The sequence below is a fragment of the Massilia solisilvae genome (assembly GCF_024753215.1).
Taxonomy (GTDB): Bacteria; Pseudomonadota; Gammaproteobacteria; order Burkholderiales; family Burkholderiaceae_D; genus Telluria; species Telluria solisilvae.
In genome coordinates this window covers 65,052-78,696 of record NZ_JANUGV010000004.1, presented here as the reverse complement: position 1 = coordinate 78,696, position 13,645 = coordinate 65,052, and the positions used below count along the sequence as shown (strand labels likewise).

The following is a 13,645-nucleotide window of genomic DNA, read 5'->3' as shown; positions in this document are numbered from 1 at the left end:
ACTTTTGACGAACAACCATGCCAACTCCTTCTCCGGCGGCGCCGGGCCAAAATGTAAATTCTGGAAAAAGACGTTGCCGTATTGGTGCCAAACGACAAGTGGAGGATAGCCACGTGGGGGACGCGAAATTGCAACAAAATTCAAGACAACTGTCACACGGCGTCACAATGATTCAGTGAATGATGTGAGTTTGTTGCTTTTGTGTAATTGCAATAGGCAGTTTCAGAGTGAAGGAACCACTCCCCCCTTCGCGGAGGGGAAATTGCTTTCGCTGGCTGGGGTGGGCGGGTGACCGCGTATCGTCGTTCTTCTTCCTGAAGATCAAAGCCGCGTTTGCCGGCAGTCCGTGACGAACCATTTTTTGCCCGCTGCCGCGGCCGGCACGAACGCGGCGTCGCGCGCCGTGCGCGGGCTTTGGTGTAGGATTGGCCTCCCTTTACGTTCCCATCACAGAAACATGGCCACAACCGGCACCACCGCCCGCTCCGTCACCGATTACGACTGGTCGTCCACCCGCCTCGGCAGCCCCGCCGCCTGGCCGCTGCCGCTGCGCGTGGCCGCCGACCTGCTGTTCAACTCTCCCCTGCCGGCGCTGCTGGCCTGGGGGCCGGAGCCGCTGGTGCTGTTCAACGAAGCTTATGGCGCGCTGGCCGGCCCCGGCTACGGCCGGGCGCCGGGCGGCAACGTCCCGCCCGTGATGCCGCCGCCGCTGGCCGCCGCGCGCGAGGCAATGGAGCGCGCGCTGCGTGGCGAGCCGGCGCTGCAGCCGCGCGCCGCCCTGGTATTCGTGCGCGCCGGCGGCCGCGCCGAGGAAACCCGCGACCTTTATCTCACGCCGCTGCGCGACGCCGAGGGCGGCATCGGTGGCGTGCTGTGCACGCTGGCGCCGGCCAGCGGCGAGCCGGCAGCGCCGGAGCCGGAGGGCGCCCTGCGCGTGCTGGTCGTCGAGGACAACCTCGACGCGCAATACCTGGTGTGCGAGATGCTGCGCGCCTTCGGCTACGAGGCCGACGGGGTCGGCCACCCGAACGATGCCCTGGCGCGTCTTGCAGCCGGGCATTACGACGTGCTGTTCTCCGACGTCAGCCTGCCCGGCATGTCCGGCGTCGAGCTGGCGCGCGAGGCGCTCGCCGGCCAGCCCGGCATCCAGGTCATCTTTGCCTCCGGCTACGGCGACACCCTGCTGCGCCACCTCGACTTTCCCTACCTGTCGCTGCAAAAACCCTACGAGATCGACCAGTTGCAGGGCGCGTTGGCGCAGGTCGAACGGGCGCGCCGCACGCCGCGCTAGCCGGTCAACCGTGTGGGGGGCCAGCGGCGTGCTGGGCTAGAATCGGCCAATGCGCCGGCCGCGCCATCCCTGCTGGAGGGCCGCGGCGCCCACAGAGAACAGCACGATGCCCGCAAAACAGATCACTGGCGCCGTTGCGCGCCCCCCTCCCCCACCGTCACTTGCCACCGCGCGCGCGTGCACGGAGGCGCCCGGGTGAACGAGCAACGCAAGGTATCCCGGCCCGACCAGCCCGAGGGCATGGTGGGCGCGCGCCGCCGCGCCGAGCAAGGCGTGGTTGCCGCCCAGGAGGCGCTGCGCGCCGCCAACGCCCGCATCGAGGGCATGCTCGAAAGCCTGACCGACGGCATCTGCGCGGTGGGCCACGACTGGCGCCTCACCTACCTCAATGGCCGCGCGATCGAGATGCTGGCCGCGCCCGATGCCTCGCGCGCCACACTGCTCGGCAGCGCGCTGTGGGACGAATTTCCCGAGCTGGCGCAAGGCCCGTTCGGCGCCGCCTGCCGCCGCGCCATGCAGGCCGGCGCAACGGTCAGCGAAGAGTTCTTTTACCCGCGCATCAACGGCTGGCTGGGCGTGCGCATTTTCCCGTCCAGCGAAGGCCTGACAATCTATGTACAGGACATCACCCAACGCAAGGCCGACCAGCAGGCCCTCATCGACGGCAATGCGCGCCTGCAGCTGGCCCTGTCGGCGGGCGGGCTGGGCGACTGGCACTGGGATGCCGCCACCGACCAGGTGACGCTGGGCGCGCGTGCCGCGGCCATGTTCGACCTGCCGGCCGATACCTCGATCGCCTGGGCGGCGCTGCGCGAGCGGCTGGACGAGCCGGACCGCGAGCAGGTGCGGCGCGCCTTCCTGCACGCCTTCGCCAGCCATTCCGAGGTCAACCTCGAATGCCGGCTGCGCCCGGACGGCGGCACGCGCTGGATCGCGCTGGTGGGCCGCGCCGACTACGACCCGGCCGCGCGCGAGAACGTGCTCGGCATCACCGGCGTGGTGCAGGACATCACGGTGCGCAAGAACGCCGAGGACACGCTGCGCCAGAGCGAGGAAGTGCTGCGCGCGCTGGCCAACACGATTCCGCAACTGGCATTCATGGCGCGCGCCGATGGTGCGATGGTCTGGTTCAACGAGCGCTGGTACGAATACACCGGCACCTCGCCCGACGACGTGTGCGGCTGGGGCTGGGAGCGGCTGGTCGAGCCTGACGCGCTGCCTGCCGTGCTGGAACACTGGCAGGCGTGCCTTGCCAGCGGCGAACCGTTCGAAATCGAATACCCGATCCGCGGCGCCGACGGCCAGTACCGCTGGTTTCTCTCGCGCGCCAACCCGGTACGCGACCTGCACGGGCGCGTGTCGCGCTGGTTCGGCACCGACACCGACGTGGACGAGGTCAAGCGCGCCGAGCGCGCGCTGCGCGAGGAGTCGCACGTGCTCGAGCTGCTCAACAGCACTGGCGCGGCGCTGGCCTCCACCCGCGACCTGCGCTCGCTGCTGCAGACCGCCACCGACGCCGCCGCCGGCATCGCCGGTGCGCGCTTCGGCGCCTTCTTCTACCACGGCCCGGCCGGCGACGGCCGCCTGTTCACGCTGTACACCATGTCCGGCGCCACCCCCGCCCGGTTCGAGAGCTTCGGCGAGCACCAGGCCACCGCGCTGTTCGGCCCCAGCCTGTCCGCGACCGGGCCGGTACGCTCGGTCGACATCGCGCACGAGCCGCGCGACGCCGGCCAGCAGCCCTATTTCGGCCTGGCGGTCGGCCATCCGGCGGTGCGCAGCTACCTGGCCGTGCCGGTGATCGCGCGCTCGGGCGAGGTCCTGGGCAGCATGTTCTTCGGCCACCCCGAGCCGGGCGTGTTCAGCGAGCGCACCGAACGCATCGTGGCCGGCATCGCCGCCCAGGCCGCGATCGCCATCGACAACACGCGCCTGTACGAGTCCGCGCAGCAAGCGGCGGATGAGCGCAAGGTGCTGCTCGAGCGCGAGCGCGAGGCGCGCACCGAAGCCGAGCGCACCAGCCAGATGAAGGACGAATTCCTGGCCACGCTGTCGCACGAGCTGCGCACCCCGCTGTCGGCGATCCTCGGCTGGGCCCAGGTGCTGCGCCGCGCCAGCCGCGACGGCGCCGACCTGCAGCGCGGCCTGCAGACCATCGAGCGCAACGCGCGCGCCCAGGCCCAGCTGATCGAGGACCTGCTCGACATGAGCCGCATCACCTCGGGCAAGGTGCTGCTCGACATCCAGCCCCTGAACCCGGCCGTCTTCATCGACGCCGCCATCGAGACCGTGCGCCCGGCGGCCCAGGCCAAGGGCATCCGCCTCGAGCGCCGCTACGACAAGGACGCGGGGCTGGTCGCGGGCGATCCGGCGCGCATGCAGCAGGTGGTGTGGAACCTCTTGTCCAACGCAATCAAGTTCACGCCCAAGGGCGGCCAGGTCACGGTGCGCCTGGCTCGCCGCGACGGCCACGTGGACATCAGCGTCAGCGACACCGGCCTTGGCATCAGGCCCGAATTCATCACCCACGTGTTCGAGCGCTTCCGCCAGGCCGACGCCTCCACCACGCGCCGCCACGGCGGCCTGGGACTGGGCCTGTCCATCGTCAAGAACCTGGTCGAGCAGCACGGCGGGCTGGTGCGCGCCGAAAGCGCCGGCGAAGGGCTGGGCGCGCGCTTCACCATCGAACTGCCGGTGGCGCCGCCAAAGACGCCGAACCAGCGCTTCGGGCGCAACCCGGTGCCGCAGCCGGCGCCGCAGGCGCACGAGATGGCGGTGCGCGACCTGACCGGCGTGGACGTGCTGGTGGTGGACGACGACCGCGACGCGCGCGACCTGATGGCGCGCATCCTGGCCGACTGCCACGCCACGGTGCGCACCGCGTCCGGCGCGCGCGAGGCATTCGCCATGCTGGGCCAAGCCCTGCCCGACATCCTGGTCAGCGACCTGGGCATGCCCGAGGTGGACGGCTTCGAACTGCTGCAGTGGGTGCGCGGGCTCGGTCGCGAGCACGGCGGCAACCTGCCGGCCATTGCATTGACCGCGTTCGCGCACTCCGAGGACCGCCTGCGTGCGCTTGAAGCGGGATTTTCGGCCCACATCTCCAAACCGGTCGAACCGAGCGAGCTGATTGCCGCCGTGGCCGGCATCGTCGGCCCGTCCGCCCCGCTCGTCGCCGGCAAGCGCGGGGCGCGGCCAGGGCATGCGTGACGCAGTCATTCATGTTCCTACCCCCGCACGCGGCGCTGTCCTACAAGAAATTCCCCCCCGTTTGCTAGACTAGCGCAGATGGGTAAGACGGGGTTCAACCTGGAACTCGAACCCCTGGAAGAGAAATCGCATGCCGAGCAGACAAGACATCCTGAACGCAAAGATCCTCATCGTGGACGACTCGCCCGACAATATCGAGCTGATGGAAGAGATATTGCGCGAGGAGGGCTACACGTGCGTCAGCTCGACCATGGAACCGGAGCAGGTATGCCCGCTGCACCGTGAGCACAACTACGACCTGATCCTGCTCGACCTGCAGATGCCGGGCCTGAACGGGTTCCAGGTCATGAAGGGGCTCAAGGAAATCGAACAGGGCGGCTACCTGCCGGTGCTGGCGCTGACCGCGCAGCCGAGCTTCAAGATCGCCGCGCTGGAAGCGGGCGCGCGCGACTTCATCAGCAAGCCGTTCGACCTGCTGGAAGTGCACAAGCGCATCCACAACATGCTGGAAGTGCGCCTGCTGTACAAGGAGCTGGCGCAGTACAGCCGCGCCCAGCAGGAACTGGCGCTGCACGACGCCCTGACCGGGCTGCCGAACCGGCGCCTGCTCGAAGACCGCATCGAAACAGCCCTGCAGCACGCCGCGCGCAGCCACGCCAAGGCGGCGATCATGTATCTCGACCTGGACGGCTTCAAGGCCATCAACGACACCTATGGCCACGCCTACGGCGACGAGATCCTGAAGATGGTCTCGCAGCGCCTGCTGTCGTCCTCGCGCAAGGAAGACACGGTGGCACGGCTGGGCGGCGACGAGTTCATGGTGGTGCTGGGCGAGGTGCACAGCCTGGCCGACGCGATGGGACCGGCCGCCAAGCTGGTCGAAGTGCTCAATGAGCCGTTCTTCATCAACGACCTGACCTTGCGGCTGTCAACCTCGATCGGCATCAGCCTGTACCCGGACGATGCCGAGACGGTGGACGCCTTGATCAGCATTGCCGACTACGCGCTGTACGAAGCCAAACGCAGCGGCAAGAACCGCTTCTGCACCACTGCCGCCTCGCGCCAGCCGGCCAAGCTGGCGCAGCCGAGCAGCCAGGAGCTGGCGCCGCACCGCTGAAGGCAGCGTGCCCCCGCCCCCCAGCTGCCCAACATCGCCACAAGCGTCGTCCCGGCGAAGGCCGGGACCCATGCTGAGGCTGCGTACCGTTGGCCTGCATTTCGACCGCGCAGCTTATCCATGGGTCCCGGCCTTCGCCGCGACGACGTTCCAAGACTTACTCAAAAAATGGGCAGGCGCCGCTCACCCCTAATGCTCTTCCTTGCGCACCTGTGCATGCTGCAGCGCCGGCTCGCCCACCACCGCCTCGTTGTTGGCCTCGATCGCCGCGGCATTCTGGTGGTCGGTGCTGGCCTCCACCATCTCGGGCGGCACCTCGATCCGGGTCACGCTCGAGGCCACCGCCAGCGGATCGCTGGCCGGGAAGGTCATCTCGACCGCGTCATCGATCAGCACTTCCTCGGCCACCTCCTTCGGCGTTTCCATCTCGCACGCGGCCAGCTGCTTGATCGCTTCCGCCATCTTGACGATCTTCAGCCCGCCCAGTTCACCGATGGTGTTCACCCCGAACGCCATGCGCAGGGCCTGCGCCTGCTCCAGTGTCACGCCGTCCAGCGCGGTCAGCGGGGAATTGACGAGGTCGCGCAGGCATTTGTCGCGAAATTCGTCCTTGACGATGCTATTGATGTTCATTTTTGTCCTTTCAAGAATGGCCCATGTTCTCCATAGACACGGTCGAACCGGACACGTTCCGACTATCCCACAAGCGCCCGCGCCGGGTATGTGCGGCAGCGTACGGTCGGGGGCGCGCACGATAACTTTTTTGCAAATATCGCTGTCGTGTTATGATGGTTTGTTGCAACGCGGGCGTGTTTTGTTTCAGCAATTTTTCAAAGCTCTGCTATGCTTTTCACAAAACGCCAGCGACTTTTTACGCCTCAGCAGAAACATCGTGCCGAAATCCGACAAACCGAAAATCCTCGTCGTCAACGATGACCCCGCGAGCTTGCTGGCCCTGACCAGCCTCCTCGACCAATGGGCGGACGAGACCGGCTACACGGTGGTGTCCGCGCGTTCCGGACAGGAAGCCCTGCGCCAGGTGCTGCTGCACGACTTTGCCGTCATCCTGCTCGACGTGAACATGCCCGGCATGGACGGCTTCGAAACCGCGGAGGCGATCCACCAGCGCGCGCGCTCGGCCGACATCCCGATCATCTTCGTGACCGCCTTTTTGGCCGACGAGATCGACCGGCTCAAGGCCTACCAGCGCGGCGCCGTCGATTTCCTGTTCACCCCGGTGATTCCGCAGATCCTGCAGGCCAAGGTCTCGGTGTTCGTTGCGCTGGCCAACAAGAACGAGCAGCTCAGGCGCCAGGCCGACAAGCTGTCGCAGCGCACCTCCGAGCTGACGGCGACCAACCGCCAGCTGGTGCGCGAAATGGAAGAGCGCCGCGCGGCCGAGCGCAAAAGCCACGCCAAGGACGAATTCCTGGCCATGCTCGGCCACGAGCTGCGCAACCCGCTGTCGGCCATTTCGAGCGCCGCCGCCCTGCTCGGCCTGCCCGGCTCGCACGCCGAAAGCAACGCCCGCGCCCGCGTCATCATCCAGCGCCAGACCCAGCACCTGTCGCGCATCGTGGACGACCTGCTCGATTTGTCGCGCGCCATGTCAGGCAAGATTTTGCTGTCGAAGAAGGCCCTCGATCTGTCCACGCTGGTCTCGACCTGCCTGGACACCTTCCGCGCCACCGGCCGCACCGCCGGCTACCGCATCAACGTCGAGCTGGAACCGGGCTGGGTCGAGGGCGACGCCACGCGCCTCGAGCAGGTGACCTCGAACCTGATCGACAACGCGCTCAAGTACACGCCGGCCGGTGGCAGCATCGACATCGCGGTGTCCTGCGACAAGGACAACGTGGTGCTGGCCGTCAGCGACACCGGCGTGGGCATCGGCCCGGAGCTGCTGCCGCATGTGTTCGACGTGTTCGTGCAGGGCACGATCTCGATCGACCGCGCACAAGGGGGCCTGGGCATCGGCCTGTCGCTGGTGCGTCGCCTGGTCGAGCTGCACGGCGGCAGCGTCAACGCGCACAGCGACGGCAACAGCAACGGCAGCAGGTTCGAGATCCGGCTGCCGCGCATCGCCGCGGCCGTGCAGGCTGCGCCCGCGCCGCGCCGTCACCAGCCCGAGGCCACCAGGCCGACCGTGCTGCTGATCGAGGATAACGAGGATGGCCGCGAAATGATGGCCACCATGCTCGACGCCTACCACTACCCGGTGCGCCAGGCCGGCGACGGGCTGGAAGGCGTGGCCGCCGCCACCGCCGAGCCGCCCGATGTCGCGCTGGTGGACATCGGCCTGCCCGGCATCGACGGCTATGAAGTGGCGCGCCGCCTGCGCGAGCATCCCGCCACCCGCAACATGCGCCTGATCGCGCTCACCGGCTACGGGCTGGAAGAAGACCAGAAGCGCGTACTGGAAGCCGGCTTCGACCTGCACCTGGTCAAGCCGGTGGACATTCGCCTGCTGCTCGACGCGCTCGGCGAGCAGGCCACCGCGCGGCCGAGCGTGCGCCCGGCTGCCTGAGGCATCAGCGCGTCGTCTTCAGCTCCTGCTTGCGCTGGGCCATTTCCTCGCCCAGCGCCGCCAGGTCCAGGCCGCCCTTCCTGGCCATCGGGAACATCTCCTTTTCCTCTTCCTCGACGTGGTGCTCCACCTGCTCCGACAGCACCTTGACCTTGGCGTCGTACAGCTCGTCGCCCGGGTCCATCTCCTGAATCTGCGCGATCAGGTCCTTGGCCGAGGCGTGTTCGACCAGCGCCTCGTCCAGCTTGTCCTCGGCTTCGTCGACCGCCTCGCGCACGGCCGGGTAGAAAATCTCTTCCTCGATCGCCGTGTGCAGGATCAGCGCTTCGCAGATCTGGTCGGCGAGCTTCTTCTTGCTCACCTTGGCACGGTCGGTCATCTGTTCGAACTGCTCGAACATCTGCTTCACTTCACGGTGCTCCGCGGTGAGCATGGCAATGGCGTCCTGGTTGGCGCTGGCTTTGGTGGTCATACGAGCTCCCTTGCTTTCGTTGATTGAATGGCGCAAGCTCAAGGGTGGCGGCAAATGCGGCCGCGGTATGTGCGCGGACTCACAGTTGCGCGCGCGCCGCCGTCCGGACAGCTGATGTATGATCCCGGAAACATTACCGACGAACGATGACCAACGTCCCCGCCCCGACCACGGAACTGGAACAGCAGCTCGCCGCCCGCGTGGCCGAGCTGACCGAGCTGCTCGGCCACCTGGCCAACTGCTGGGATGAAGAGCGGCGCCAGCTCGCGCGCCAGCTGCACGACAACCTCGGCTCGTCGATGACCGCGCTGACCATGCACCTGGGCCTGCTCGCGCAGCAGCTGCCGGCCGAAGGCAAGGCACGCGACCGCGCCGCGCAGATGAAGCAACTGCTCACGACGATCATCGAAACGAACCGCACGATGCAGCTCGCGCTGTGGAACGACAAGCTCGAATTCCTCGGCATCAAGGCGGCGCTGACGGAACTGGCGAACGGCTTTGGCGCCGCTCACGGCATCGCCACGCGCGCGAGCCTGCCGGACGACGATGTGCAGTGCACACGCGAACAAGGCGTGCTCCTGCTGCGCTGCGCCGAGGAAGGGCTGCGCAACGCGGCCGCCCACGCCAGCGCGAGCCAGGCCGAGCTGATTCTCGACGACGACGGCGAGCAGGCGATGCTGACCGTGCGCGACAACGGCCACGGCCCGCGCCCGGACGCCTTGCTCGACCTTCGCTGCCACGACCTGCGCCTGCTGCGCGAGCGCGCCCGCCTGTTGGGCGGCACGCTCACGCTGGCGGCCCATCCCGATGGCGGCGCCGCGCTGACGCTAACGCTGCCACATTGCCACGACCGCACGGCCTGAGCCGCCATTTCCGCGCCCTCAAACAGCGTCGTCCCGGCGAAGGCCGGGACCCATAACCCGCTTCCGAATTCGGATACTCGGCATGGGTCCCGGCCTGCGCCGGGACGACGGTTTTACTAGCAGAGCCGACTCAGTGCAGCTTGACCAGCGGCGTGGTGCGCCGGATCAGGAAGCGCGCCACCGCCAGCACCGCGGTGCGCACCGAGCCCAGCACGGCCTGGTGATGCAGCAAGTGCAGGCTCAGGTACATCATGCGCGCGACGAAGCCTTCGACGAACCACGAGGCGCCTCGCAGCGCCCCCATCAGGCTCCCGACCGTGGTGGTATGCCCGAGCGAGACCAGCGAGCCGTAATCGCGATAACGGTAAGGCGCCTCCTGCGCGGCCTTGCCCTGCGCGCGCCGCACGAAGGTCGTGCGCAGGTAATCGGCCTGCTGGTGCGCCGCCTGCGCGCGCGGCGGCACCGGCTTGCCATTGCCGTCCACGCAGGCCGCGCAGTCGCCCAGCGCGTACACGTCCGGCACGCCCTTGACCCGCAGGTGCCCGTCCACCTCGACCTGGCCGCCGCGATTGGTCGGCAGGCCCAGCGTGCCAAGGAACTCGGGCGCGCGAATGCCCGCGGCCCACACGCACAGGTCGGCGGGATAGGTGTTGCCCTTCCCGTCGTGTATCTTGTCCTTCTCGATGCTAGTCACGCGGCAGTCGGTCACCACCTGGATGGCGCGCTTTTTCAGCAGCCGCAACGCCGCGTTCGACACGCGCTCGGGCAGCGGCGCCAGGATGCGCGGCGCCCCTTCGAGCAGCGTGATGTGCACGTCGCGCCGCGCCTGCAGGTGCGAAAAGCCATACACCGCGTACACGCCGGACGCCTCGCGCAGCTCGGCTGCCAGCTCGACGCCGGTGGCCCCGCCGCCGATGATGACCACGTCCAGCCCGCTCTTCCGGCCTTCCTCGAGATGCTCGTCCGCGCTCGCCAGCAGGCGCAGCAGCTTGAGCCGGAAGCGCTCGGCGTCCTCGGTGGCGTTCAGAGAGATCGTGTGTTCGCGTGCGCCCGGCACGCCGAAGTAGTTGGAGGTGCTGCCCACTGCCAGCACCAGCGCGCCGTAGCCGATGTGCCGCTCCGGCAGCACTTCCTCGCCCCCGCCACTGACGGGGCCGACGGTGATGCGCTTGCCGGCGCTGTCCAGGCCGGTCATCGCGCCAAGGATGAAGGTGAAGCCGTTGTCATGCCCCAGCATCTGGTACGACAGGCCCTCCTGGTGGATGTCGAGGGTGCCCGCCGCCACCTCGTGCAGCGACGGCTTCCAGATGTGGTACAGGCGGCTGTCGACCAGCGCCACCTTCGACGGCCCGAGCCTGCGCCCGAGCTTGCATGCCAGCTCCAGCCCGCCGGCGCCACCGCCTACGATCACGATCTCGCTCTGCAAACCTGCCTCCCGTTCCACTACCCCGCCGGGGCGAACAGGACAAGTCTACACCGGGACCCGGGCGGCTGCCGGATGCGCGATACTCCCAAGCAACGTCGTCCCGGCGAAAGCCGGGACCCAGAGGCCGCGTGAATGCACGCTCAGCATGGGGCCCGGCCTGCGCCGGGACGACGTATTCAGGATTGCGATGCTATTCAGTGCCCGCGGCCGTGCCCGTTTCCGTGGCCGTTGCCATGGCCCTCGCCGTGGCCGCGCCCATGCTCCTCGCGCCACTCGCCGCGGTCATCGTCGCGCCATTCCGGCGCACGCACCACGCGCGGTTCGGGCCGGTAATGCACTTCGCGGTAGTGCGGCACGTAGGTGCGCTCGTACCAGTCGTCAGTCACGAAGTACACCGGGCGCCCGCAGGCGTTGTAGCGGCCGCAGAAGCGCGACCAGTGCTTACGGTGGCCGGGCGGCACGCGCAGGTACACCGGCTGGGCGACGTAGCGCGGCGCCTGCTGGATGATGATCGGGCGCTCGTACACCAGCGCCGGCGGCGGCGCGTCGCCGATGTTGATTTGGCCGTAGAAGCCAGGCTGGCCGATCGTGACGCTCACGTTGGTCTGCGCCAGGGCGGGAACGGATGCTGCCACCAGGGCAGCTGCGGCGATCAGGGATTTCATGTTTTCCTCACAAGGACAATGTGCGCGAAGTTTAACAAATGCAACGTTTAATTCCGTGCGCTGTTACACACATTCACATGTTGCGGAACAAACTCATGAAAGCCTGGCTGACCGTCAGCATCTCGGGGCGGCTCTTCAGCCGGATGCGCCCGCGCCCGGCTTCGTCTCGTGCGACGGAAGCGACCGCGCGCATGTTCACGATGGTCGAGCGATGCACCTGGCGGAACATGGCCGGGTCCAGCACCGCGAGCAACTCGCGCAGCGGCGTGCGCAGCAGCGCTTCGCCGTCGGCGGTCATCACGACCGTGTACTTGGCGTCGGACTGGAAGTACACCACGTCCTCCACCATGATGAGGCGCGTCTCCTGTCCCCGGCTGGCGGTGATCCATGCCAGCGGCGGCGCCTTGGCCGGGGCCGAATGGCCGAGCTGGCGCAGCAGGGTGTCGAGCAGCCGGGGATCGGGACCGCCCTGCCCCATGCGCGCGCGCAGGCGCGTGAGCGTGGCGGCCAGCCGCTCGGGCGCGACGGGCTTGAGCAGGTAGTCCACCGCGCCGCGCTCGAACGCGTCCAGCGCATGCTGCTCGTACGCGGTCACGAACACCACCTGGGTTTGCGGGCTCGCCTCGGCCAGCGCCGCCGCCACTTCCAGGCCCGAAATGCCAGGCATGCGAATGTCGAGGAAGGCGAACTGCGGCTGGTGCTCGGCGATCGCCTCCAGCGCACTGGCGCCGTCCTCGCACACGGCCACCAGGTCCAGGTCGGGCGCGGCCTCGCGCAGCCGGGCCACCAGCTCGGCGCGCAGCAGCGCCTCGTCCTCCGCTACCACGCATTTAAGCATGCGCCGCCTCCTGAGCGATCTGGTATGGCACGGTGATGGTCGCCGCCACGCCGCTGGGGAAGTTCGAGCCGATGGCAAAGGTGGCGCGCTCGCCGTATTCCAGCCGCAGGCGCTCGCGCACGTTGGCAAGGCCGATGCCGCTGCCGCCAGTGTGGCCGGTCAGCCCCATGCCGTCGTCGGCCACCGTCACCGACAGCGCTGCGCCCTGCACCCGTGCCAGCACCCAGACCGTCCCGCCGCCCGGTTTTGGCTCCAGCCCGTGCTTGATGGCGTTTTCCACCAGCGTCTGCAGCATCATCGACGGGAACGGATGGCGCGCCAGCGTCGCCTCCACCTGCACCTGCGCGCTCAGGCGCTCGCCCATGCGGATCTTGAGGATGTCCAGGTAGGCCTGGGTGCGCTCCAGCTCCTGCCCCAGCGTGGACATGCCGTCGCCCGCACGCGGCAGCGAATGGCGCAGGTACTGGATCAGGTTGCCGAGCATCTTGTCGGCCAGCGGCGGGTCGCTGCGCGTGAGCAGCTGGGCGTTGGCGAGCGTGTTGTACAGGAAGTGCGGCTCGACCTGGGCCTGCAGCAGGTTCAGGCGCGCCACCGCGATCTCCTTTTCGGCCACCGTGTCGCGCACGCTGGCCTGCTCGCCACGGCGGCGCTCGGCCACGCGGCGCGTGATCGCGCGGCCGATCGCCTCCGCGTTTTCCAGGTTGGTGCCGTGATCGACCAGGAACCAGTCGGTCCAGGCGGCGCGCGCCGGTTCGCACACCAGCATCGCGGTGCCGGTGTCGCCGTTGGGCGTCACCGTCACCAGCACCTGGTTGCGCCCGCTGTGCGCGTTGCCGTAGGGGTCGAAGCGTTTGATCTTGCCGCGCACCTGCAGGCTGTCGCGCGCGCTGTCGATCACCAGCGAACCAGGCAGTTCGCGAATGGCCGCGTCCACCAGGTCGAACGCCTCGCCGGCCTCGAACGGGATCTCGATCTGGCGGCGCTGGCGCGCCGCGAGCTTGTCGAAGTCCACCGCGCCGGCGACCAGGCGCACCCGCCGCACGTGCGAAAACGCGACCGAGACGACCACCAGCGCCAGCGCGAACCCGCCGAGCACGGCGTAGCCGCCGAAGTTGACCGCGTAGCGGAACACCGTTTGGCCCAGCGCGACGGCAACGACCAGGTAAGCCACCATCCAGGACAGCAGCAGCCGGAAAATGAAAAGTGTGGCTGAAATCATAATGAACTCAAATGTAG

General features: G+C 68.2%; 11 protein-coding genes. 5 read left to right on the top strand and 6 right to left on the bottom strand.

Annotation, left to right across the window (positions count from 1 at the left end):
• The first annotated feature begins 457 nt into the window (after positions 1 to 457).
• The 3 genes from NX773_RS15385 to NX773_RS15375 all read left to right on the top strand — a co-directional run bounded on the left by NX773_RS15385 (position 458) and on the right by NX773_RS15375 (position 5,618).
• Positions 458 to 1,291, top strand: coding sequence for a response regulator (locus NX773_RS15385; RefSeq protein WP_258857206.1), 834 nt, complete (start codon positions 458 to 460; stop codon positions 1,289 to 1,291).
• Between the two features lie 195 nt (positions 1,292 to 1,486).
• On the top strand, positions 1,487 to 4,501 hold the full coding sequence (locus NX773_RS15380) for an ATP-binding protein (protein WP_258857205.1): 3,015 nt from the start codon (positions 1,487 to 1,489) through the stop codon (positions 4,499 to 4,501).
• 130 nt (positions 4,502 to 4,631) lie between these two features.
• The gene (locus NX773_RS15375; RefSeq protein WP_258857204.1) at positions 4,632 to 5,618 is read left to right on the top strand and encodes a GGDEF domain-containing response regulator; all 987 of its coding nucleotides are present in this window, start codon (positions 4,632 to 4,634) and stop codon (positions 5,616 to 5,618) included.
• Positions 5,619 to 5,807: 189 nt separating this feature from the next.
• Here the strand turns inward: NX773_RS15375 and NX773_RS15370 are convergent, their stop codons facing one another.
• On the bottom strand, positions 5,808 to 6,251 hold the full coding sequence (locus tag NX773_RS15370) for a hypothetical protein (protein WP_258857203.1): 444 nt from the start codon (positions 6,249 to 6,251) through the stop codon (positions 5,808 to 5,810).
• 259 nt (positions 6,252 to 6,510) lie between these two features.
• Here NX773_RS15370 and NX773_RS15365 point away from each other — a divergent pair, with 259 nt between their 5' ends.
• A complete protein-coding gene (locus NX773_RS15365; RefSeq protein WP_258857202.1) occupies positions 6,511 to 8,145 on the top strand; it encodes a response regulator in 1,635 nt (544 codons plus the stop codon).
• A 4-nt stretch (positions 8,146 to 8,149) separates the two neighbouring features.
• Here NX773_RS15365 and NX773_RS15360 read toward each other — a convergent pair whose 3' ends face one another.
• Positions 8,150 to 8,617 (bottom strand): hemerythrin domain-containing protein, encoded by a 468-nt coding sequence (locus NX773_RS15360; protein WP_258857201.1) that lies wholly within the window; start codon positions 8,615 to 8,617, stop codon positions 8,150 to 8,152.
• Between the two features lie 146 nt (positions 8,618 to 8,763).
• Here NX773_RS15360 and NX773_RS15355 point away from each other — a divergent pair, with 146 nt between their 5' ends.
• Positions 8,764 to 9,480 (top strand): sensor histidine kinase, encoded by a 717-nt coding sequence (locus NX773_RS15355; RefSeq protein ID WP_258857200.1) that lies wholly within the window; start codon positions 8,764 to 8,766, stop codon positions 9,478 to 9,480.
• 130 nt (positions 9,481 to 9,610) lie between these two features.
• On the opposite strand, the gene NX773_RS15350 is transcribed toward NX773_RS15355, so the two are convergent.
• The 4 genes from NX773_RS15350 to NX773_RS15335 form a co-directional block, all read right to left on the bottom strand.
• On the bottom strand, positions 9,611 to 10,906 hold the full coding sequence (locus NX773_RS15350) for an NAD(P)/FAD-dependent oxidoreductase (protein ID WP_258857199.1): 1,296 nt from the start codon (positions 10,904 to 10,906) through the stop codon (positions 9,611 to 9,613).
• 194 nt (positions 10,907 to 11,100) lie between these two features.
• The gene (locus NX773_RS15345) at positions 11,101 to 11,571 is read right to left on the bottom strand and encodes a hypothetical protein (RefSeq protein ID WP_258857198.1); all 471 of its coding nucleotides are present in this window, start codon (positions 11,569 to 11,571) and stop codon (positions 11,101 to 11,103) included.
• A gap of 73 nt (positions 11,572 to 11,644) precedes the next feature.
• The gene (locus NX773_RS15340) at positions 11,645 to 12,409 is read right to left on the bottom strand and encodes a LytR/AlgR family response regulator transcription factor (protein ID WP_258857197.1); all 765 of its coding nucleotides are present in this window, start codon (positions 12,407 to 12,409) and stop codon (positions 11,645 to 11,647) included.
• Positions 12,402 to 13,628 (bottom strand): histidine kinase, encoded by a 1,227-nt coding sequence (locus NX773_RS15335; RefSeq protein ID WP_258857196.1) that lies wholly within the window; start codon positions 13,626 to 13,628, stop codon positions 12,402 to 12,404. The genes NX773_RS15340 and NX773_RS15335 overlap by 8 nt, the downstream gene beginning before the upstream one ends.
• Positions 13,629 to 13,645: the final 17 nt, after the last annotated feature.

Excerpts from the sequence above, each read along its gene's own strand:
- NX773_RS15385 (WP_258857206.1), top strand. The coding sequence starts at position 458 with ATGGCCACAACCGGCACCACCGCCCGCTCCGTCACCGATTACGACTGG.
- NX773_RS15355 (WP_258857200.1), top strand. The coding sequence starts at position 8,764 with ATGACCAACGTCCCCGCCCCGACCACGGAACTGGAACAGCAGCTCGCC.
- NX773_RS15360 (WP_258857201.1), bottom strand. The coding sequence starts at position 8,617 with ATGACCACCAAAGCCAGCGCCAACCAGGACGCCATTGCCATGCTCACC.
- NX773_RS15370 (WP_258857203.1), bottom strand. The coding sequence starts at position 6,251 with ATGAACATCAATAGCATCGTCAAGGACGAATTTCGCGACAAATGCCTG.
- NX773_RS15375 (WP_258857204.1), top strand. The coding sequence starts at position 4,632 with ATGCCGAGCAGACAAGACATCCTGAACGCAAAGATCCTCATCGTGGAC.
- NX773_RS15335 (WP_258857196.1), bottom strand. The coding sequence starts at position 13,628 with ATGATTTCAGCCACACTTTTCATTTTCCGGCTGCTGCTGTCCTGGATG.
- NX773_RS15345 (WP_258857198.1), bottom strand. The coding sequence starts at position 11,571 with ATGAAATCCCTGATCGCCGCAGCTGCCCTGGTGGCAGCATCCGTTCCC.
- NX773_RS15340 (WP_258857197.1), bottom strand. The coding sequence starts at position 12,409 with ATGCTTAAATGCGTGGTAGCGGAGGACGAGGCGCTGCTGCGCGCCGAG.